The organism is Pedobacter sp. AC163, assembly GCF_979258665.1.
The window spans coordinates 1,810,764-1,834,105 of record NZ_OZ409872.1; the positions used below are offsets into that span (position 1 = coordinate 1,810,764).

General features: G+C 38.2%; 16 protein-coding genes. 7 read left to right on the forward strand and 9 right to left on the reverse strand.

What is annotated here, in order from left to right; all coding sequences use genetic code 11:
- A complete protein-coding gene (locus tag ACZZZK_RS07685) occupies positions 1 to 2,187 on the forward strand; it encodes a TonB-dependent receptor (RefSeq protein ID WP_463483631.1) in 2,187 nt (728 codons plus the stop codon).
- 144 nt (positions 2,188 to 2,331) lie between these two features.
- Here the strand turns inward: ACZZZK_RS07685 and glgB are convergent, their stop codons facing one another.
- The 3 genes from glgB to ACZZZK_RS07700 all read right to left on the reverse strand — a co-directional run bounded on the left by glgB (position 2,332) and on the right by ACZZZK_RS07700 (position 9,921).
- Positions 2,332 to 4,305 carry a 1,4-alpha-glucan branching protein GlgB gene (gene glgB / locus ACZZZK_RS07690; protein ID WP_463483632.1) on the reverse strand — a complete coding sequence of 658 codons (1,974 nt, stop codon included), beginning with the start codon at positions 4,303 to 4,305 and terminating at the stop codon, positions 2,332 to 2,334.
- A 99-nt stretch (positions 4,306 to 4,404) separates the two neighbouring features.
- Complete coding sequence (locus ACZZZK_RS07695) at positions 4,405 to 6,867, reverse strand: glycoside hydrolase family 31 protein (protein WP_463483633.1); 2,463 nt, start codon at positions 6,865 to 6,867, stop codon at positions 4,405 to 4,407.
- Positions 6,868 to 7,029: 162 nt separating this feature from the next.
- Positions 7,030 to 9,921 carry a TonB-dependent receptor domain-containing protein gene (locus ACZZZK_RS07700; RefSeq protein WP_463483634.1) on the reverse strand — a complete coding sequence of 964 codons (2,892 nt, stop codon included), beginning with the start codon at positions 9,919 to 9,921 and terminating at the stop codon, positions 7,030 to 7,032.
- 202 nt (positions 9,922 to 10,123) lie between these two features.
- Here ACZZZK_RS07700 and ACZZZK_RS07705 point away from each other — a divergent pair, with 202 nt between their 5' ends.
- From ACZZZK_RS07705 to ACZZZK_RS07715, 3 genes are read left to right on the forward strand one after another with little or no spacing between them, the layout of a single operon-like run.
- Entirely contained in the window at positions 10,124 to 12,553 is a 2,430-nt protein-coding gene (locus tag ACZZZK_RS07705) for a penicillin acylase family protein (RefSeq protein ID WP_463483635.1), read from the forward strand.
- Positions 12,554 to 12,559: 6 nt separating this feature from the next.
- Positions 12,560 to 12,919 carry a hypothetical protein gene (locus tag ACZZZK_RS07710; RefSeq protein ID WP_463483636.1) on the forward strand — a complete coding sequence of 120 codons (360 nt, stop codon included), beginning with the start codon at positions 12,560 to 12,562 and terminating at the stop codon, positions 12,917 to 12,919.
- 22 nt (positions 12,920 to 12,941) lie between these two features.
- Positions 12,942 to 13,922 carry a LuxE/PaaK family acyltransferase gene (locus ACZZZK_RS07715; RefSeq protein WP_463483637.1) on the forward strand — a complete coding sequence of 327 codons (981 nt, stop codon included), beginning with the start codon at positions 12,942 to 12,944 and terminating at the stop codon, positions 13,920 to 13,922.
- On the opposite strand, the gene ACZZZK_RS07720 is transcribed toward ACZZZK_RS07715, so the two are convergent.
- The 4 genes from ACZZZK_RS07720 to ACZZZK_RS07735 all read right to left on the reverse strand — a co-directional run bounded on the left by ACZZZK_RS07720 (position 13,923) and on the right by ACZZZK_RS07735 (position 17,607).
- Entirely contained in the window at positions 13,923 to 14,378 is a 456-nt protein-coding gene (locus ACZZZK_RS07720) for an RES family NAD+ phosphorylase (protein WP_463483638.1), read from the reverse strand.
- Positions 14,378 to 14,857, reverse strand: coding sequence for a type II RES/Xre toxin-antitoxin system antitoxin (gene parS / locus ACZZZK_RS07725; RefSeq protein WP_463483639.1), 480 nt, complete (start codon positions 14,855 to 14,857; stop codon positions 14,378 to 14,380). Before parS ends, ACZZZK_RS07720 begins: the two co-directional genes overlap by 1 nt.
- A 109-nt stretch (positions 14,858 to 14,966) precedes the next feature.
- Positions 14,967 to 16,253, reverse strand: a complete 1,287-nt coding sequence (gene tyrS, locus ACZZZK_RS07730) for a tyrosine--tRNA ligase (protein WP_463483640.1) — start codon at positions 16,251 to 16,253, stop codon at positions 14,967 to 14,969.
- A gap of 61 nt (positions 16,254 to 16,314) precedes the next feature.
- Positions 16,315 to 17,607: a patatin-like phospholipase family protein gene (locus ACZZZK_RS07735; RefSeq protein ID WP_463483641.1), complete on the reverse strand. Its 1,293-nt coding sequence runs from the start codon at positions 17,605 to 17,607 to the stop codon at positions 16,315 to 16,317.
- A gap of 119 nt (positions 17,608 to 17,726) precedes the next feature.
- Here ACZZZK_RS07735 and ACZZZK_RS07740 point away from each other — a divergent pair, with 119 nt between their 5' ends.
- The 3 genes from ACZZZK_RS07740 to dapA all read left to right on the forward strand — a co-directional run bounded on the left by ACZZZK_RS07740 (position 17,727) and on the right by dapA (position 21,450).
- Positions 17,727 to 18,407 (forward strand): ACP phosphodiesterase, encoded by a 681-nt coding sequence (locus ACZZZK_RS07740; RefSeq protein WP_463483642.1) that lies wholly within the window; start codon positions 17,727 to 17,729, stop codon positions 18,405 to 18,407.
- A gap of 54 nt (positions 18,408 to 18,461) precedes the next feature.
- A complete protein-coding gene (ligA, locus tag ACZZZK_RS07745) occupies positions 18,462 to 20,474 on the forward strand; it encodes an NAD-dependent DNA ligase LigA (RefSeq protein ID WP_463483643.1) in 2,013 nt (670 codons plus the stop codon).
- An 88-nt stretch (positions 20,475 to 20,562) separates the two neighbouring features.
- Entirely contained in the window at positions 20,563 to 21,450 is an 888-nt protein-coding gene (dapA, locus tag ACZZZK_RS07750) for a 4-hydroxy-tetrahydrodipicolinate synthase (RefSeq protein ID WP_463483644.1), read from the forward strand.
- 53 nt (positions 21,451 to 21,503) lie between these two features.
- On the opposite strand, the gene ACZZZK_RS07755 is transcribed toward dapA, so the two are convergent.
- Entirely contained in the window at positions 21,504 to 21,680 is a 177-nt protein-coding gene (locus ACZZZK_RS07755) for a hypothetical protein (RefSeq protein WP_010602932.1), read from the reverse strand.
- 257 nt (positions 21,681 to 21,937) lie between these two features.
- Entirely contained in the window at positions 21,938 to 23,179 is a 1,242-nt protein-coding gene (locus ACZZZK_RS07760) for an aminotransferase class I/II-fold pyridoxal phosphate-dependent enzyme (RefSeq protein ID WP_056851707.1), read from the reverse strand.
- Between the last annotated feature and the right edge of the window lie 163 nt (positions 23,180 to 23,342).

Here is a 23,342-nt window from a genome sequence, read left to right on the forward strand (position 1 = left end):
ATGCGAAAATTAATTTTATTGTTCTGCACAGTTTTGTGCATTACAACTGCCTATGCACAGAATTCATTTAAAATAATAGTTAAGAATAAAGACACCAAAGGCGCTTTGAGTGATGCAACGATCTTATTAAAAAACACCACTATTGTTGTTAAAACTTCAGCCGACGGCATAGCAGTATTCAACAATATCCCAAATGGGAAGCAAACACTGATTATCAGAAATGTCGGTTTTCAGGAACAACAATTAGCACTTCTATTCCCTAATAGCCAAGATCAACCATTGGAAATTTTAATGGAAGAAGCTGATGAGGAACTTGAAGAGGTGATTGTATCTTCTACCAGAACAAGCAGAACTATCCAAAATACGCCTACCAGAGTAGAAACCATCGAACTGGAAGAAATAGATGAGAAAAGCAATATGCGCCCGGCAAATGTGTCCATGATTTTGCATGAAAGTACCGGTATTGCAGTACAACAAACCTCGGCAACAAGTGCAAATGCCAGCATTAGGATCCAGGGTTTGGATGGGAGGTACACCCAACTTTTGAAAGACGGTTACGCCAGTTTTGGAAATTTTGCCAGCGGATTGAGCATCTTAGAAATTCCGCCGCTGGATCTAGCCCAGGTTGAAATTATCAAAGGTCCATCTTCTACCCTTTTTGGTGCTGGTGCAATTGCAGGTGTAGTCAATTTTATATCAAGGTCTCCGAGAGAAAAGGCCGATCTCAATTTCATCCTTAACCAATCGAACGTTGGGCAAACCAATATTGGTGCTTTTAGCATGCAGCGAAACAAAAAAATAGGCTACAGTCTACTTGCACTTAGTAATTTTCAAAAGGCATACGATGTAGATAAAGACGATTTTACCGAGCTGCCAAAAACCAGTGATTTCACCATTCACCCTAAGCTGTTTATTTATCCAAGCGATAAAACCACCATAGTTATTGGCAATGCGTTTACAAAGAGTGAAAGAACTGGAGGAGACATTTTTGTAGTCAACGATGGCGTTGATGCGAATCACCGTTATTTTGAGGCTAATAATACCACCCGAAATACCACGACACTAGATTTCAGCTATCAAACTGCAGAAAAAGATTTGCTAAAAGTAAAAACTAGTTTCAATTATTTTAAACGTGGAATAGCCATTCCCGATTATAATTTTAATGGGGTGAACTATAACTCGTACACTGACATTAGTTATTTAAGATCTTTGAAAGATCAAAGTTTAATTTTTGGTGCTAATGTAGTTTATGATAAGTTTAATGAGCAAGATCAATCGCTTTTTAAAAAGGATTTCACAACCAGAACAGCTGGTGTTTATGTACAACACACCTGGGATGTTTCGGATAAGTTTAAGTTGGAAAGTGGTTTGCGGGCCGATTTCGTTAACTACTTTAACGCCAATTATGGTGAAGATGAGGTCTTCGTTTTACCCCGCGTATCTGCACTATATAAATTTGATGATCATTGGAGCTCGAGAATTGGCGGTGGATTAGGCTATAAAACGCCTACCCTTTTTACCGAGCAAACAGAAACTTTCCAATACCAAAACCTGCAAGCACTAAATAATGTAAAAGCAGAAAGAAGTTACGGTGGAACAGCGGATGTAAACTATAAAACAAGCATAGGTGAAGACTGGCTACTTAGCTTCAACCAAATGTTTTTCTATACCCGAATTAATAACTCCACCATTTTACTTCAACAAGCAAACGGTAGTTTCTTTTTCGATAATACCAAAGCACCTGTTAGGAGTTTAGGATTTGAAACCAATGCGAAAATAATTTTCCATGAATATTTTAAACTTTTTGCCGGTTATACATTTACCGATGCCAAGGCCGATTATCTACCCGTAATCCAGAATATTAGATTGCTACCAAAAAATAAACTTAACCTGGCTTTACTTTATGAAAAGGAAGGAAACTTTAAAATGGGTTTGGAAGGTTATTTTACCGATAAACAATACTTATACAATAACCAGCAAACCAACGCTTTTTGGGAGTTTGGTTTTATGGCCGAAAAGATTTTTGGAAAGTTTTCGATTTTTATAAACGCCGAAAATTTTACTGACACCAGGCAAAGCAGATATAAAAGTGTAGTTAACGGATCGCACCTAAACCCTACGTTCGACGATATCTGGACCCATACAGAAGGTAGAACATTCAATGGGGGCATCAAGTTTAAACTATAATATTTTATTTACAGGAATAAACTTGTAACTACCAACTCTTATCGTATCTTTGCACCCTCCTTGGAAGCTTCCACTCCAAGGATTAAGAAAGCCTTTCAGCAATGAAAGGCTTTTCTTATTTAGGCGTTTTCTTCATCTAAAGCTTTATATGCTCCTATTTACTTTAAAAATGGTAACAGCCAGCGGTGGTAGCGTAATATCAATCGAATACTCTTGATGATTATAGCCAACAGCGTTAGGCACAATATCTCCCCTATTATTGATGCCACTCCCGTAATAGATGATATCATCAGAGTTAAATATTTCCTGCCATTTGGTTTTAAAAGGCACACCGATACGATAGTTTTCCCGTACTACAGGGGTAAAATTCAAGGCAATTATTAAAGTATCTTTCGCCTTTGGTCCCTTCCTCATAAATGCAAAAACCGATTCGTTTGCATTATCGGCATCCAACCATTGAAAACCTTCATAACTAAAATTAAAATGATATAAGGCGGGCTCTTTCCGATACAGGAAATTTAATGCTTTTACCGTTTCTTGCATCCCTTTATGTGGTGCATATTGAAGCAAATGCCAATCTAATGATTTAGTAAAGTTCCATTCATTGGTATCTGCAAACTCATTGCCCATAAAAAGCAACTTTGCTCCTGGATGGGTAAACATGTAGCCGTAAAGTGCCCTTAAATTGGCGAATTTCTGCCAATCATCTCCAGGCATTTTATACAGCATAGGCGATTTACCATGAACCACTTCATCATGCGAAAAAGGAAGCATGAAGTTTTCGGTAAAAGCATAAGTCATGCTAAAACTCAATTGATTATGGTGGTGCTTTCTACCCAGTGTATCAACCTTGAAATATTTTAAGGTGTCATTCATCCAACCCATCATCCATTTCATACCGAAACCTAAACCACCCGCATGAACCGGATGGGTAACTCCAGGATATGTGCTGCTTTCTTCGGCGATAGTTTGAACCCCTTCGAAATCACCATATACAGCCACATTAAGATCTTGAAGAAATTTAATTGCGCCAAAATTTTCAGGGCCGCCTTGATCATTTGTTGCGGCATCACCATCCTCACGAGAGAAGTTAAAATATAGCATCGATGCCACCGCGTCAACACGCAATCCATCGGCATGATACTGATCCAGCCAAAATATCGCATTGCTGATTAAAAATGAGCGCACTTCTGGCCTGTCGTAATTAAAAATATAAGATTTCCAATCGGGATGAAAACCCTTACGCATATCGGCATGCTCATATAAATGCGTTCCGTCGAATTCATAAAGGCCATGTCTATCTCCAGGAAAGTGTGATGGAACCCAATCTAAAATGACCGCGATATTCGCTCTGTGAAGCGCATCAATCAGGTACATCAAATCTTCAGGTGTTCCGTAACGGGAACTTGCGCCGAAGTAGCCCGTTATTTGGTATCCCCAACTTGGAAAGAAAGGAAACTCCATAACCGGCATTAACTCTACATGAGTAAAACCCATTTCCTTAATATATGGAACCAATCGGCCCGCAACCTCTCTGGCTGTTAACACCCTTTCAGGATTGCCCGGATCGCGTTCCCAGGAGCCTAAATGTAATTCATAAACCGAGATAGGCTGATCGAGTGCATTAAGCTTTGGCCTTTTCGCCAACCACGATTTATCTTTCCAGGTATAATCGGTATCCCACACAATAGATGCCGTTTGGGGCGGATGTTCCCATTTACGGGCATAAGGATCGCCTTTTAAATGTTCAGATTCATCAAATCCTTTAACAAAGTATTTATATACGTCGCCTTTTGCCAAGCCAGGAAGAAAACCTTCCCAAATGCCCGATTTATCCCAGCGTTTATTTAATGGATGAGCCGAATTATTCCAATCATTGAAATCTCCAACAACACTTACTCTTGTCGCATTAGGCGCCCAAACGGCAAAATAAGTTCCAGCGGTTTTCTCCAGAACAACAAGATGAGAGCCCATTTTTTCATACAACCTAAAATGCTTACCGACCAAGAAAAGATCAATATCATAATCGGTAAACAAACTGTGTACCCAAACTGATTTATTGGTGTCGATTTTTGTTAAAGCTGCTTTTTTATCTGAAACTTTCTTTGTTTTTGACATAATCTTTTTGGCTAGACGTATTTAGATGTGAGATCGGAGTTAAAACCCCCCAAATAATCATTAGCCCCAAAAACTAAACAGCATTTGGGGCTAAAAGATTTAAAGACTTAGAATCTGTATTTCGGCAAATGTTTTAAGGCACTTAAAGTGGAGAACATTTTTATCATCAGTATAAAAATCAGTTACCTCTTTATTATCCACTATAATTTTTTTCACCTTAAATTTAACGCCCATTACATTACAAGCATAAAACTCATAATTAGGTGTATACAAGCCTTCTATCCGTTGATTAACTTTCAAAAGCTGGTTATCTGCTTTAACAGTAAACTTTTTTTCCAAGTAAATATCTTGCTCAAAGGCAAAAGTATCCCCGTGATCTTCATACATGTATGAGTTTACTTCGTAATCGCTTTGATAAATATTTAAAGTTACTTCTGTGATTGATTTCTCATCCACATACTGCATCACCGGATATTCTGGAATAACCGAACCTGCTCTTACAAACATTGGCATGCTATCAATTTTCGCTTCCACAGTGTATTCGTTGCCACCGTCTAACACTTCATTTGTCCAGAAATTATACCAGGTTCCTTTTGGAAGATATACTTTCCTTGAAATTGCCCCCTGCTCTAAAACAGGACAAATCAATAATTTATCTCCATAACAAAATTCATCCTGACGGAAACTGTTGCTGATATTCTCTTGCTCAAGCATCACTAATGGGCGCAAAATTGGGAATCCATAACGGTGATGCTCCCAGAAAACGGAGTACAGGTAAGGCATTAAACGATACCTCAACTCAATAAATTTTCTATTGATATCTTCAAAGAATTCTCCAAAGCTCCAAGGTTCACGTTCTGCGGTATCACCTGCAGAGTGTGCTCTCATAAAAGGAGAAAAAGTACCCAACTGAATCCAGCGGGTGAATAATTCGCCATCAGGCTCACCACTAAAACCGCCAATATCGGTTCCGCAAAAAGGAACGCCAGAAACTGATAAACGCTGGCACTGAATGTTACCAATTTTTAAATGTTCCCAGGTGGCAATGTTATCACCTGTCCACACGCTGGCATAGCGTTGCATACCTGAATAACCAGCACGGGTGATGGTAAAAGGACGTTTATTGCGCATCAGCTTTTTCAAACCTTCATAGGTTGAACGCACCATTTGCATTCCATAAACATTGTGTGCCTTGCGGTGCGAGCCACGGTAACCGTCGTAATTGTGGCGAACATCGTTAGGAAAAGTGCCCGAACCAAAAACTGCAGGTTCGTTCATATCGTTCCAGAAACCCGCAACGCCCATATCAACTAATTCTTCATATAATTTGCCCCACCATTTCCGCACTTTAGGATTGGTAAAATCAGGAAACTGGCAACGGCCCGGCCAAACATGGCCTTCCATAAAATAATCATCGCTTCGGCGGCAGAAATATTTATTGTCCTTACCTTCTTTGAAAACCCAATAATCATCATCCACCTTAATTCCCGGATCGATCATCACTACAGTTTTAAAACCATCATCAGAAAGTTCTTTGATCATTCTGCGTGGATCGGGAAAATATTTTTTATTCCAGGTGAAACAACGATAACCATCCATATAATCGATATCCAAATAAATGGCATCACATGGGATTTTACGGTCTCTAAACTGTTTCGCTATTTCTTTTACTTTAGTCTCCGGATAATAACTCCAACGGCACTGTTGGTAACCTAAAGTCCATTTCGGAGGCATAGGATGCGTACCCGTTAAACTTGCATAACGTTTAACCACATCCATGATATGTGGACCATGGATATAATAGTATTGCAATTCTCCTCCATCGGCCCAAAAACTGGTTTTAGAAACATCTTCGCCACCAAAATCGAAATACGATTTGAAGGTGTTATCAAAAAATATTCCGTACGCAGCCTGATTATGTAGCCCGATGTAAAAAGGTATTGTTCTGTAAAGCGGATCCTGGTTCCAGCCGAAAGAATAAGCATCGGTGTTCCAGTTTTCGAAACGTCTACCACGTAAATTGAAATTACCCGATTTATCACCTAAGCCAAAGAAATTTTCTTCGGGATGGCATTTTTTAGTGGCATAAATATAATAACCCCCAAAATCGGTGTTTTCTTCCCAGTGCATAGAATTCGCCTCATCAACCATCACCAAATTGGTAATGTTATCATAAAATGAAACATGAAAATTGGCTTTTTCTATTTTACAGGTAACCGAATGGGTTGATACGGTGTAATGATCTTCGTGCTCCTGCATTTTAAATACAGAAACTTTTTGATCTACTTCAGGCACTGCGTAAGAAAAATCATCTAAAAATACACCATGTGGCGCCAGGCGAACGCGAATAATTTCGTCACTCACTACCCGGATTTCTACTTTAGCATCACCATCTGAAAAATAAAAACGGTTACCTTCTTTCTTTACTTTCTTTACTGTGCCAAGATATTGTTTAACAATAGGCTTAACAGATATATCAACTGGGTTATTTAGATGCTGTATTTCTTGTTCCTTATCAATCAGATCACTTACCTCGTTTATTTTGTCGTTATTCTCTTCCATCCTTATTTATTCAAAAATTTAATTTAATAGCTCTTAAACTGGGATGTGCTTAAGAAAGTACTATAATACAAATATTTTATAAAAGGGGGGTATTAAATAATAAATAAAAAGCCCCCGAATATTAATATCCGGGGGCTTCATGAAAGCGAACATTTTTAATCCCTATGGATTGAAAGAGAATGCCAAATAATATATAGCACCTGCTGCGGGGTTACCGTAGGAAGTGATGTAATATTTGTTTAAGATATTTGAACCTCCAAGTTTTATCGATGACATTACTGAAGGTACTTTCAAACTCACTTGGGCATCAAGTGTGCTATACGCTGGCACTTGTCCTGCAGAAAAAGATGAGTTCCAGTAAAATTGATCCTGCCAACGGTAAGAAATATTAAAACCAAAGTTTTTGATAATTTCTTTATTTCCCAAACCTAGGTTATAGCGAATCTTTGGCGTATTAAAATCGTTGATGTAATTTGCTGGTAGATCACCAATTTGGTTGTAAGAAACATTGCCACTTAAGTTCCATTTACCGATAAGATAATCTAATCCTAAAGCACCGCCATAAGATGTAACTTCTCCCTCTGCATTAACTGGTACTCCATATTTTACAAAATCCGTGCTTGTTCCAACTTGTTGATAAACATTAACAGCAGTTATAAAATCTTTATACATATTATAATAACCGTAAGCATCGATTAGCAACTTAGGCCCTAACAACCCCTTATAACCCAATTCAAATGCCTGAACACTTTCTGGTCGAACTCCTCTAGGGTCGAATGTGTACCTTTGTAAAACTCCAGTTGTTGGTGTTCCAGAAACAAGTGCCGCATTATATGCTCTAAAACTGCTTTCGGTATATCCTTTAGTAGCCCCAGTACCTAAACCGTATTTAGCTAAGCTTTCTGGCAAACCACCAATTAACCGTTGCGACCCTCCCCCAACTGATAAATCGATGTATTGATTTTGAGTGGTTGGATTTCGGTAACCGGTTTGATAGGATAAACGTATATTGTTATTTTTAGCAACTGTAAAAACCCCAGTGATACGAGGTGTAAAACGACCTTCAAAGTTTGTACTCTTATCATAACGTCCAGCTACAGTAAGTTTAAATACTTCTCCAAATTTTTTCCCAATCTGACCAAAGGCACCATATTCATTTATATCAATTTTTCGGTTTAAATCGTCAAAAATAGTTCCACCCGACCTAAGTTGGTATAATCTTGATGATGCTCCAACTTGGAGCTCAATAACATTATTAAATAAACTATTAAAATTATACATCCCCTCATAATGATATAAATTAGTTTTATCATCAAATCTAGCCCCATAAACACCAGTTCCAAAATTTGTAGCACTAATGTTGGTATTCATTATGGCTTGCTTATTTGTTTCAAAAGCAGCCGAACCAGGTAAAGCCCTGTTGGCATCTGCAGCAGTCCTACCAGCAGCATTTGCAACTTCATCGTTCGCTCCTTGTGCTTTTGCTGTAGCATATGCCGCGGTATAGGTCGGAAACCATCCTGCCTTTGAAGGGTTTGTTTTTTCATTAATATAGCTACCCAATATTGAAGAAATATAGGAATCTCCAGAACGTTCTTGCGTAGTATAAGCTTTAACAAAAAAATCTTGCCCCTTAAGCTCTAATTTGTACTGACCGATATTAAAATTTCTTAAAGAATAGCGATCGGAACCAGTATATACCGATGTTCCAGTACCCCAATTGGCCTGCGCTACCAACTGAATAGTTGGAGTAAAATTGTAGTACATACCGCCAGACAATTTTAACGATTTGGTATCATAATCAACTAAGTCCATTTCATTATAACCTGTTCTAGAAACCGATTGATTTGATATCAAGCCATTTTTTAATCCGTAAGCTACACCTAAATACGGTAATGCAGGAACCAATTGGGCATACGCAGGGTTTGCACGAATCAAATTGACAAGATTACCATAAGTTAATGTTGGAGCAGCATTCATAATACCATTAAATCCGGCGAAAGCTGGCGCAAGGCGTGAATCTGCAGCTAATCCTGCAGCAGCAAAACGGAGATTTGCAGAAACCTCATCACCATAAACATTTACGCCATCATAATTTGGATCAGAACTTCTAGTACCAGGTTTCACACTATTAGCCACCCGATCAAAGTTCGAATAGTTGGTACCCATCCAATCCTTAGCCTGTAAAAATGAGAAAGCTGCTTTAACGCCGAACTTATTGTTCCATGATTTTGCCAAACGAACATCCAATTGGTTAAATGGCTGTACGCTGCTGTTATCATCATTTACATGGTTGATGCCTGTTTTGTATTGAAAACTAGCACCCTGATATTTGAATGGATCTTTAGAAGTCATTAGTAGAGTACCATTAATACCGCCAGCACCATATAAAGCGGATGAAGCTCCTGGTAAAAGTTCTACATTATCTACATCAAGTTCCGTAATACCCACAATATTACCAACCGAAAAGTTCAAACCTGGCGCCTGGTTATCCATTCCATCGATGTATTGATTGAAACGGGTATTACCATTTGAGTTGAAACCACGTGTATTAATGGATTTAAAGGTTAAGCTTTGCATGCTACTTTCTACACCTTTCATGTTGTTCAAGGCATCATAAAAAGATGGTGCGGCAATTTCTCTAATCGAAGCAGCGCTCATGCGCTCAATGGAAACCGGCGATTCTAATATACGTTCTGGAGTTCGGGATGCAGATACCACCACATCACCTCCTAAAACTACAGCACCTTCCAGTTCGATGTTAATTCCGGCAGTGTTGCCGGTTACCTGACGCTCTACTGTGCCATAGCCTACATAAGATACCACTAAAGTAAAAGGCACTTTGGCTGATGTACTGAAAGAAAAACTGCCATCACCAGCTGATGCAGTACCACCAGTTTGACCTTTTATGGTTACACTTACTCCAGCGAGGCCTTGTTTTGATTCCTTATCTTTAACGGTTCCACTAACCGTGATGTTCTGTGCCTTTGCCGCAATATTTATTGCAAATACAAAGAATAACACATACAAGATTTGTGTAAAGTTCCTACTCATAAATGATTAAAATTTGGTTAGTTGTATTATTAGTTAGGATAAACTTAAATGCTTTTTTTGAATTAAACAAATTATGTTTGCATAATAATTTCGATTCATTTTATAATTTGGATTGATAATCAGTTTGTTGTATTTTCATTCAATTAAAATCACCATTTTACTTTATCTTAGTCACCTGATAGTTTTCAGCTAACCATTATTTATGAATAAAATTAAAGCTCTATTCTGTGTAATAATTCCCATAACACTCGCCTTTTTATTTAATACGAAAATTGGCCAAAACCCGCCGCTGCTGAAATTTCTGAACCCTTTTATGGGGTTTTGGCAAAATGCTGAAAACAATCATTTTATTTTCAATCATAAAGCAAAAATTAAAGGCGCAATTGATAAAATTGAAATCGTTTTCGATGACAGAATGATCCCTCATATTTTCGCCCAAAACGATCACGATCTTTATTTGGCACAAGGTTACGTAACGGCCATGCATCGGCTTTGGCAAATGGATTTTCAAACGCGTTTTGCCGCAGGAAGAATTAGTGAAGTGGTTGGAGAAAAAGCAATTGAAGTTGATCGTTACCAACGTAGAATGGGCATGGTTTATGGCGCTGAACATTCGCTAAAAGGAATGATGGCCGACCCAAAAGCCAAAGAAATGATTTTAGCTTATACCGAAGGCATCAATGCTTATATCAAAACGCTTTCTCATTCTAATTACCCGCTGGAATATAAGTTACTGGATTTTAAACCTGAAAATTGGACGCCTATTAAATGCGCCCTGTTATTGAAACAAATGTCGGCCGTTTTGGCAATGGGTTCCGACGAGTTTTACATGACTAACATCCTGAAAAAATTTGGCCCAGAAGTCACTAAAGATCTTTTTCCTGATTATCCTTTTAAAGAAGACCCAATTATCCCCGTGGGTACCAAGTGGGATTTCACCCCTTTACCAACTCCAAAAACGCCCCAAAGTTTTACCGATGCCACCACAGGCGATGTAAAAACAAAAGAAAAAATTGAAGGTATTGGAAGTAATAATTGGGCACTTTCTGGTTCGAAAACGGCGTCTGGATATCCAATTCTAGCCAATGATCCACACTTGGATTTAACGCTTCCATCTATCTGGTACCAAATTCAGCTACATGCACCTGGGGTAAATACCTATGGCGTTTCTTTACCTGGTGCACCAGGAGTAATTATAGGTTTCAACCAAAAAATTGCCTGGGGCGTAACCAATGTTGCTGCCGATGTGCTGGATTTCTATCAGATTAAATTCAAGGATTCATCCCACAATGAATATTGGTACAATAACAAATGGAACAAAACCACCAGGCGTTTAGAAAACATCAAAATTCGTGGAAGCAAAGATGAAATCGATACGGTTTATTATACGCACCATGGTCCCGTAGTTTACTTTCAAAAACCTAAATATGGCAGAGCCGATAACGTGCCAGTTGGAGATGCATTGAGATGGATTGCACACGATCGGTCAAACGAATTGCTGACTTTCTATTATTTGAATCGAGGAAGTAACTATAACGATTACCGCAAGGCACTCACTTTTTATACCGCACCAGCTCAAAATTTTGTGTTCGCCAGTATAGATAACGATATCGCCATTACACCAAATGGAAAATTTCCACTAAAATGGAAAGAACAAGGTAAGTTTATTTTAGATGGAACCGATCCGGCTTATGATTGGCAGGGCTGGATTCCAGCGGCTCAAAACCCAACAGTCAAAAATCCACCACGTGGTTTCGTAAGTTCGGCAAATCAATCCTCAACCGACCCAACTTACCCTTATTACATCAATTGGGAATTTGCGCCTTACGAAAGAGGAAAGAGAATTAATGATCGCTTAGGCGCCATGAGCAAAGCAACGATGGACAGCATTAGGTTAATGCAAACCGATAACTACAGCATTTTGGCTCAAAACGTTCTGCCGGCAGTCGTACCGTTGTTAAACCCAGAAAGTTTAAATGCGACACAAAAAGAAGCCTTGAACTATATAAACAAATGGAGCAAACGTTACGATGCGGATGAAATTGCAGCCAGCGTTTTTGAAATCTGGACCAAGCGTTTAGCTTTCAATATCTGGAATGATGAATTTGTAGTGAAAGGCATTCCGATGCGTTATCCTTCGAGAGACCGTACCGTGGAAATGATCTTAAAAGAACCCAATGCCAAGTGGTATGATAACATCAACACCAAGCAAAAAGAAACACTTCCTGATTTGGTAAACGAAGCTTTCAAATACAGTTGCGACAGTTTAGAACGCCGTTTTGGCCCGATAAATAAAGATTGGCGATGGAGCAATGTAAAGCAAACGAATGTACCACACCTGGCGAAAATTCCCGGTTTTGGTTCGAAAATTCTCCAAATTGGAGGAGCAAAAAGTACCATCAACGCTATCAGCGAAACCAATGGACCATCGTGGAGGATGGTAATTGAACTAGGTAAAACGCCAAAAGGTCATGGTGTTTATCCAGGCGGTCAATCTGGAAATCCGGGTAGTAAATTTTATGATAATATGGTGGATACCTGGGCAAGTGGTCAGCTTTATGACTTGTTTTACATGCAAACTCCTGACGATCAATCTGGAAAAATAATCTCTCGTTTAAAAATTTCAAAATAGTTTAAAATGGTATTTATCGTTATCGTCATAATTTGTTTTTTACTTCAAATGATTGCGCCTTGGTGGGTAATTATTGTAGTTGCGTTCGCCACCTGTGGCATCATCGGTAAAACAGCCAAAATTGCTTTCTGGCAATCTTTCTTTGCCATTTTTTTGCTGTGGATTGGCTATGCTTTATTTAAAAGTTTACCTAACGACAACGTTTTGGCGGGTCGCGTTGCAGTAATGACAGGAATTAAAATTTGGTGGGGGCTACTATTAGTTACCGGAATATTAAGCGGATTGGTTGCCGGCATCAGCGGTTTTTGTGGCTATCATTTTAGAATGGCCATGCTTGCTAAAAAAACTGACGAGAAGTTAGCATAATGCTTCGTACTTTTGCAGTGTGATGCTGCTTAATGAAGATATCTTTTCAATACATAATGATGATGAGTTTAGTGCTCATGCTTTGTCCGTTTTTAACCATCAGGTTACGCATTGTGAAATTTACAGGCAATACGTTCATCATTTAAAAGTTGATGTGGCGGAAGTAAAGCGTCTGGAAGAAATTCCCTTTCTTCCCATCAGCTTTTTTAAAACGCACAGTATTTTAAGCAGTCAACTTCCTGTTGAAATCACCTTTAGCAGCTCGGGCACTACTGGAATGATTCAAAGCAGTCATCACGTAACCAATGTAAAACTTTACGAGCAAAGCTATCTACAAGCTTTTGATCAATTTTACGGAAACATTCGCAATTATTGTTTTTTAGCCTTGCTTCCCTCCTACCAACAGCGGTCGGGCTCTTCGTTAATTTATATGGTTAACGATTTAATCGAAAAAAGCGACCATCCTGAAAGCGGTTATTTTCTTTATAACCATGATGATTTGTACCAAACTTTGCTTGCCCTTAAAACGAAGAACCAACCAACTGTTTTAATTGGCGTAACCTATGCCCTACTTGATTTTATTGAAAATTACGATATCGATTTCCCTGATTTAATTGTAATGGAAACCGGTGGAATGAAAGGAAAACGCAAAGAAATGGTTCGGGAAGAGTTGCATGCACAATTGACTCAGGGTTTTGGCGTACCCACTATCCATAGCGAATACGGAATGACGGAATTGCTGTCTCAGGCTTATTCTTTAGGAGACGGTATTTTCAACTGCCCCAAGTGGATGAAAGTTTTGATTCGTGATACGAATGACCCATTATCTTTAGTGCAAAACGGAAAAACCGGTGGCATTAATGTAATCGATTTAGCAAATATCAATTCTTGCTCTTTTATTGCTACGCAGGATTTAGGCAGAGTAAACAGCGACGGCAGTTTTGAAGTCTTAGGTAGGTTTGACAATGCCGATATTAGAGGTTGTAATTTGTTGGTGCAGTAACTAAGTTTTAAATCTTTTATCAAAAACAAAGCCTCTTCTGTTTACAAGCTTAATTTTTTTACTATCTGGATGGTTAGGATTGATAATAAAATTAAATTCTTCCTCCAGTATAATGGATGGAACCTTCATCAACAGATAAATTCCATCGCGAACAAACTTATCGCCTATTTTTTTCAGTTCATCTGCTGCCTGCGGATCTCTCCAATGCTCGGGTAAATCAAAAGTGCCGATGTCATATATCCTATCATCTGGCACATCAAATGTAGCAAGAACAAAAGGACGGTCTACTTGCTCTGGACTTAAATGCATTATCACTTCCATTACTGCCATGGCTCTGCTTTCCGCCAAATACACAACAGCTGTTCCTTTATTATTCCACCTGCCGCCATATTGTTTAGCACCAGCGCCACTTAAATCTTCAATATATTTTGAAGATGAAATTCGATAGATTAACATTAACTAAATATCCCGTGCTCGATTCGGCCTAAAATATCTGATACGATGGTGAAACCAATATGTGTATCTAAAAGATCAAAAGGAATTTCGCCACCTAAGGCATAATTTGGAGATTTTACCCAACTGTTAAATGCTTTGGCACTACCTAAAACCTCAATGCCCCTTTCGTATAACCTTGCAAGTTCAATGGCTCGATCGGCATACTCCGTTTTAACCAAGGTATCTGGCGTATATCGCTGTAAAGTTCTATCTGAAATGTGTAATACTGCTGCAATTTCTTCTATCGTTAAAGAAATCTGTTTTGCCAGAGCAGTTATTGATTTTTTGGTAATCCCTTTACGGGCGAGTTTAAGCAAATCGTAATCAGAATAATTGGCGAAGGAATTACCCATCATGGCTACCATAGGTGTATGCACAACGTTTCCGTAAGCTACCATTCGCTCTTCAACAACTTTTGACTCTTCAACTTTCCTTTTCATAACCGACAATTACACTCAAATATATACATTTTGTCTGGTAATAAAAAATTCTTATAAAAAAAGTCCTAGAAAGATCTAAGACTTTTGAAACAAAATATTTTACTGAATCTTATTCCGCGATCAGCAGGAAATAGTTTTTCTTACCTTTCTGAACAACGATGAATTGATCATTAATCAAATGATCGGTATTGAAAATCTGAGTCGCTTCAGCAACCTTTTCTTTATTTACCGAAACACCACCACCTTGAATCAACTTTTTGGTTTCTCCTTTTGAAGGAAATACGGAAGCTTTCTCAGCCAGTAATGTAGCAGCATCTATTCCAATAGCCAGTTCTGCTTTCGAAATTTTGAATTGAGGAATTCCCTCAAACATCTCTAATACTTGTCTTTCCGAAAGGGTTTTCAAAAATTCAAGAGATCCGTTTCCGAATAAAAATTCGGAAGTTTTGATTGCTGTTTCTAAAGCCTCTACCGAGTGCGTTTTAACCGTGATATCTTCTGCTAGCGCTTTTTGCAAAATACGCAAGTGCGGTGCTGTATCATGTTCAGCCTCTAAAGCTTCGATTTCGGTTTTGGTTTTTAGCGTAAATATTCTGATCCATTTCTTAACATCATCATCTGATGCATTTAACCAAAACTGATAAAATTTATATGGAGAAGTTTTTTCGGGATCTAACCAAACTGCACCGCTTTCAGTTTTACCGAATTTTGTTCCGTCGGCTTTTTTAATTAATTGCGTAGTAATCGCATAAGCCGTTCCAGCGTCTTTTTTTCTAATCAGTTCTGTTCCGGTAACAATATTTCCCCACTGGTCTGATCCACCCATTTGAACCAAACAGTTTTCATTTTTCCATAAATGATAAAAATCGTATCCCTGAATCAATTGGTAGCAAAATTCGGTAAATGACAGTCCAGAATCACCTTCTAAACGTCTCTTTACGCTATCCTTTGCCATCATATAATTAACAGTGATATGTTTACCAACATCTCTGATGAAGGTAAAAAGATTCATATCCTTAAACCAATCGGCGTTGTTTACCATCACGGCACCATTGCCACCATCCTCAAAAGTTAAGAATTTAGCCAATTGCTTCTTCATCCCTTTCAGGTTGTGTTCAATCATCTCTGGTGTTTGCAAATTACGCTCATCAGATTTTCCTGACGGATCGCCCACCATTCCTGTAGCACCACCCACTAAAGCATAAGGCTTATGACCAGCTTTTTGGAAATGAATTAAAGTCATGATTTGCGTGAGATGGCCAACATGTAAAGAATCTGCAGTTGGGTCAAAGCCGATATAACCAGAAGTCATACCTTCGTTTAACTTTTCTTCAGTATTCGGCATAATATCATGCAGCATGCCACGCCACCTTAACTCTTCAACAAAATTCGTCATTGTACAAACACTTTTATAATTGTGCGTGCAAAGATAAAATTTTAGCTTAGTTTAAAGCAAATTAGTTGGTAAGTGTAAACCAGCTTTTAAAATCAGTCTTGGCAGCGTTAAAATCAGCATGGCCAATTAAACAATTTAGCTTACTGTCGCTGCGAATAGCCTGGTTTGGAACGCCTGAATTGCCCAACCAATTCTCGCACAATTTAATGATTAAAGATACTTCCTTATCTTCAACAGCATCCATATCCATGGCATTTAGCGCCACATATTCGTCTTTGTTTATACCTGCGGGCAAATCCCAATGTTTACCAGCTATATCATTAACCATCATTGGGCGCAATACTGGGTTCATTCTGATAAAATCTATAGGTTTTGCAGGCATCGATGAGTTTAAAATCATGTAAGCAATAAAAGCTGCTGTATCAGGCGGATCATTCAAAATACTGGTTCCCATTTTTTGAATATCCTTAATCAAACCTGGCGCTTCGTGTTTCGCTTTCAATTCATCGTAACGCACAGGAATTTCTTCATCGTATTGCAGTTGCGAAACAGATCCTGTACCTATTGAGAGAACTTGAATGTGCTCAATTTGATACTGTTCACGGTTGCAAATGGCTTCAGTAACGGCTGCTAAAACCGGATTATTATTACCCGTTACGCCGCCATCCCAATAAAATTTAAGTTTATTATTTACTTTGAACGCCGCAGGTTCGTTAAAGTAATTAACGGGTGCCGTACTCGAAGCGTGAATGGCCTCAACCAAACTCACTAAACAATCTGAAGGCGTTTTGGCAGTAGCGGGCAAATTTTTAAGTTTCCGCTCTATTACCGATGTGGATGCCAAGCTATCGCAATCTGTTCGAAACATTTCCGCCCGGTTACGATAGTAATCGTATCCGATAATTAAAAATTGAGTTTTGATATCTCCGTTAACCGCAACATGTTGTGGAATGTGCATCAGATCAATTTGCGATATTTTTGGAAGAATATCTTTTAAGGCTTGATATTTTCGTTTTGTAGCATATTTTGCACCTATTTTAAAAATTCGAGCTACGCTGGAAAGCAAACTTTTTTCAAAAAAACTTAGTCTGGAAAATACCTTACTCCTCAATTGTTCATCGCCAAAAATCTTTTCAATTTCTGATAAACGAAGGTTTTCGGCCATAGCGGCGGCAACGAGGCTCCCGCCACTATTGGCAGCCACCAAATCGAATTTTGACAATACCTCATGCCCTGTTGGATCAGGATTATTAAAAGTTTCTGCAAAGAGCTTTCTTAAACATTTTACTTGAATAAGCGCCCAGGATCCGCCTCCATCTAAAGAAAGAATCCTGTAAGTTTTGGGATGAGGCATGATGATCAATTATGGTATTTAAATTTATAAATAATTAACTTACAAAACAATACAGGTTCGAAGCCGAACATTTACCCAATTCAGTTTTTCGGCAATAAAGAAAACATTAACTTGTGAGCATGAATTTCTTGTCTCACTACTACTTCGATAAATCAAATGATGATGCCAATGTGGTTTTGGGAACAGTATTGCCTGACTTAATAAAAAACGCTTCCAAAGAGGCCAATTTATACCCTCAAAAAAACGAATTCCTTTTCTTAGGAAATCCTGATGAAGAATCGCTATTAAGAGGCTGGAAAAGACATCTCTCAGTTGATTTGCTTTTCCACTCTTCCAATTATTTCTTGGAAAAAACTACTGAATTGAAGTTCCTTATAAAACCAATTGTCGAAGATACGCCGGTTCGACCCTCATTTTTAGCGCACATCGGGTTAGAACTTTTACTTGATCACCTACTAATAGAACATAATCTCATTCAGGTAAATCATTTTTACGACAAATTATCTGCGGTGAAAAAGGAATCACTAGGCGATTTCCTTACACATTGTGGCTTGAAAGATCAATCGGTTTTTTTTAAATTCATGGAAGGTTTCATTAGTAGCAAGTACCTTTTAAGCTATCAAAAATTAGAAAACATCAGCTATGCGCTAAATAGAATTTGCATGCGTTTGTGGCCAGAAACCTTAAACGAAAAGCAATTGGCAGCGCTAACATTTCAATTGGGAATATGTAAGGAAACGCTGGAGAAAGATTTTATGGAAATTTTCGATGAGATATCGGATCAATTATCTGGCAGTTAATTATTTTTCCAAACGAATCCTAAAGCAACTCATCCTTTTTTTATATTTGCTCTTATGTCGCTATTTGCAATTAAAGAAGAAATGGATGCGCTGGTTGCCGAGTTAAACCAGCATAATTACAATTATTATGTGCTGGCTATGCCAACCATTGGCGATTATGAGTTTGATAAAAAGCTTAAGCATCTTGCTGAATTAGAAAAGGCAAATCCTGATTTTGCTGACCCAAACTCTCCTACTCAACGAGTAGGTGGCGACATTACCAAAAACTTCATTACCGTAAATCATAAATACCCAATGTTATCGCTGGGTAATACTTATAATGAACAGGATCTTCGCGATTTTGACGAACGGATTCGAAAAGCAATCGGCGATAACTTTGAATACGTTTGCGAACTGAAGTTTGATGGATTATCAATCAGCCTCACTTATGAAAACGGAAAGTTGCTAAGAGCAGTAACCCGTGGCGATGGAACCAAAGGTGATGACGTGACCAATAATGTTAAAACCATCCACACTATCCCGCATCAAATCAAAACTGAAAAAGCACCAGAGCATTTCGAAATTCGGGGAGAGATCTTTATGCATAAGGCGGCATTTCTGCGTTTAAATGCTGCACGTGAAGAATTGGGAGAAATTCCTTATGCTAACCCACGCAATTTTGCTTCCGGAACGATAAAAATGCAAGACAGCAAGGAAGTTGCGAAGAGACCTCTAGATGGTTTCATTTATTTTCTGAACACCGATAAAAACGAGTTTAAAAATCATTGGGATAGCCTGCAGGCGGTCAAAGATTGGGGTTTTCATGTGTGCGAGCACAATCGCTTAGTTAAAAATATTGATGATGTCCTGGCTTTCATTCACCATTGGGAAACCGAACGTTTTAAACTGAGTTACGATATTGATGGAATCGTGATTAAGGTAAACAGCTACGCCCAGCAACAGGAACTCGGTTTTACAGCTAAATCTCCGCGTTGGGCAATCTCCTATAAATATAAAGCTGCTGAAGTGGAAACCGTTTTAGAGAAGGTAACCTATCAGGTTGGTCGGACTGGCGCAGTAACGCCCGTAGCTAATTTAAAGCCTGTTTTATTGGCAGGAACGACTGTTAAAAGAGCTACTTTGCATAATGCAAACGAAATCGAAAGATTGGATTTACATGAAGGCGATACCGTTTTTGTAGAGAAAGGCGGGGAAATCATTCCGAAAATAATAAAAGTGAATTTAGATAAAAGAGTTGAAGGCTCTAATCGGGTTCATTATCTACACAACTGCCCGGAATGCGGAACTGAACTGATTAGAAAAGAAGGAGAAGCGGTGCACTATTGCCCGAACGATGAAGGTTGCCCGCCACAAATCGTCGGAAAGATTCAACATTTTATTTCACGCAAAGCGATGAATATTGATGGCCTCGGTGATGAAACTATTGAAACTTTTTATAAACATGGCTTAGTCAATCACATTAGTGATCTTTATAGTTTACATTTAAAATCAGATCAGTTAAAAAGCTTAGATCGATTTGGCGAACGCTCCATTGAAAACATGCTTGCTGGAATCGAAAAATCAAAAGAAATGCCATTTGAGAAAGTGCTTTTCGGATTAGGGATTCGTTACGTGGGAGAAACAGTTGCAAAAAAACTAGCCGCTGGCGTAAAAAATATTGACAACTTATCTCGTGCCACAATTGACGAATTAATTGCCATTGATGAAATTGGGCAACGCATTGCCGAAAGCATTGTTGAATATTTCGCAAAAAAAGAGCATTTAGAGCAGGTTCAACTATTAAAATTAGCGGGTTTGCAGTTCGAAATTGAAGAAAAGGTAATTGAACTGGCGAGTGATAAACTTATTGGAAAAACATTCGTAATTTCGGGCGTTTTTGAAAATTACGGCCGCGAAGAATTGAAAGATATTATCGAGGCAAATGGTGGGAAAATTTTGAGTGGAATATCAGGTAAATTAAATTATTTGGTAGCCGGTGATAATATGGGACCATCCAAGTTAGAGAAAGCAACCAAACTAAATATTCCCATCATTAGTGATGCAGAACTTTTAGAAATGATAAAATAAAATGAGAGCGTGATTGAATGAATGATTAAATGAATGCTTAACACCTTCATTCAATCTCTTATTCAAAATTCAATAATTATAAATTAGAATGAACAAATTTCAGGGTACTGGTGTGGCGTTGGTTACACCTTTCAACACAGATGGATCTGTTGATTATAATGGTTTAAAAAACCTGATTAATCACTTGATCGACGGAGGGATAGATTACCTCGTTTCTTTAGGTACAACCGGCGAAACCGCTACAATGACCAAGGATGAGAAGAAGAAGGTGTGGGCTTATACTGCTGAAATAAACAATAATAGATTACCCTTAGTTGCCGGAATTGGTGGCAACAATACTCTGGCTGTTGCAGAAGATATCAAATCTTTTGATGCAAACAGCTATAGTGCCATTTTATCTGTAAGTCCTTACTACAACAAGCCAACTCAAGAAGGAATTTACCAACACTATAAATATTTAGCCGAGGTTTCACCTTTGGATCTAATCCTTTATAATGTTCCTGGACGTACGATGAGCAATATGACTCCTGAAACCACTTGTAGATTGGCGCATGATTTCAAGAATATCATTGCCACGAAAGAAGCTTCAGGAAGTTTTGACCAATTCAATCAGATTATGAGGGATAAACCGGAAGATTTTCTATTAATTTCTGGTGATGACCCTATTACTCTGCCTATGATTGCTTTAGGTGCATCTGGAATTATTTCTGTAATTGCGAACGCTTTACCACGACAGTTTTCTGATATGGTGAGACAATGTTTAGCCGGGGATTTCAAAGGCGCTAATCCTGCACACTTAAGCCTGGTAGAATTTACGCGTTTAGCTTTTGCAGAAGGAAACCCAGCGGGAATAAAGGCTGCACTTAAATATCTGGGTGTTTGTGATGATACAGTAAGGTTACCATTGATTAAAGCGTCTTCAACATTAGAACAATCGATTATCAAAGAGATCGAAAAACTAGGTCAATTAGCTTAAAAAACAAAAGAAGTCAAGTTTTTGAACTTGACTTCTTTAAATATCTTTATTGCTTAAGCTTTATTTTTAGTGTCCTGAACCTCCAAACGAATCGCCTGAGCTAAGTTTTTCAAATCTTGCATGCCTTTACGAACTCTTGTTCCTGCGGCACTGTTTCCTTTGTTATAAAATTTGTCTGCATCAGCTTCTAAAGCTGCAACCAGACTTTTTACTTCTTCAAATTTTTTCATTTTTAGTACTCCTACAATTTTAAAGGTTTGATTTTTAATTATCTAACTCTAATTTAATAGGTTTGTTGTAGAAACAAAAATTTTTAACTGAATAAAAATCGCCGTTGATGCCGTTTTTTTCCACACTGAAACGTTTTATGAACATCAGTAGTTATAAAAACAACAAGCAAAGATCTGACTTGCAGTATATTAAGAAAATTAACTCATAAAAAAAGCCCTTTAAACTAGTTTAAAGGGCTTTTAAATATAATTATCAATTAAGCTATTGCAAACTGATTCTCTTTATAATAACCGTTTTCAAGCTTTTCTGCAACTTCGCTAAAAGCATCCAACGTACGTTGAACATCTTCTAATGTGTGTACAGCTGTTGGAATTAAGCGCAGCTCGATCATTCCTTTTGGAATTACCGGATAAACAACAATCGAACAGAAAATGCTGTAGTTCTGGCGTAAATCGAAAGTGATTGCTGTCGCATCAGTAAGCTCTCCTTTTAAGAAAACTGGCGTTACCACAGAATCAGTTACACCCAAATCGAAGCCTCTTTCACGCAATCCTTTTTGTAAAGTCATTGCAATTTCCCATAACTTATCTTTAAGTTCTGGCTTGCTCTTTAACAATTCCAAACGTTTTAATAATCCTTTAACCATTGGCATTGGCAACGCCTTAGCAAAAGTTTGTGAACGCATGTTATATCTTAAAAAGTTGGTAATCTCTTCAGTAGAAGCCACGAAAGCGCCAATACCAGCCATTGATTTTGCAAAGGTTCCGAAGTAAACATCAATACCCTCAATACAATCTTGAGCTTCGTGCGTACCTGCACCTGTTTTACCCATTGTACCAAAACCGTGTGCATCATCAACCAAAATACGGAAATCAAATTCTTTCTTTAAATCAACAATCTCTTTTAGTTTACCTTGCGCTCCACTCATTCCGAAAACGCCTTCGGTAATTAATAAAATACCTCCGCCAGATTCTTTGGTTAATTTCGTAGCACGCTCTAATTGTTTTTTCGCACTTGCAATATCGTTGTGTTGGTACACGAAACGTTTACCCATGTGTAAACGAAGACCATCGATAATGCAGGCATGAGATTCACCATCATACACAATCACATCATTTCTATCCACCAAAGTATCGATGATAGAAACCATCCCCTGATAACCATAATTCAACAAAAACGCATCAGGTTTACCCACAAATGCTGCAAGTTCCTGCTCCAGTTGTTCATGGTATTTGGAGTTTCCACTCATCATACGGGCACCCATCGGGTAAGCCATACCAAATTCTGCAGCTGCATCAGCGTCTGCTTTTCTAACTTCTGGGTGGTTGGCTAAACCTAAATAATTGTTTAAGCTCCAAACCAAATGCTCTTTTCCTTTGAATTGCATGTGAGGTGCAATTTCTCCCTCTAATTTTGGAAACGAGAAATACCCATGAGACCATTTTTGGTGTTGACCAAGCGGGCCCATGTGCTTTGCTATCTTTTCAAATATATCCAATGTATTATGTGTTTTTTGATAATAAAAATTTTGCGAATTTACGGTTTATTTGGCTTAAAATCAACCAGATTAATCTTCCGCTTGTCAATTAAGATTTTTAACAATCTAAATTTATGCCAAAAAAGCCCCGATAGTAAATCGAGGCTTTAAAATTATATTTGGT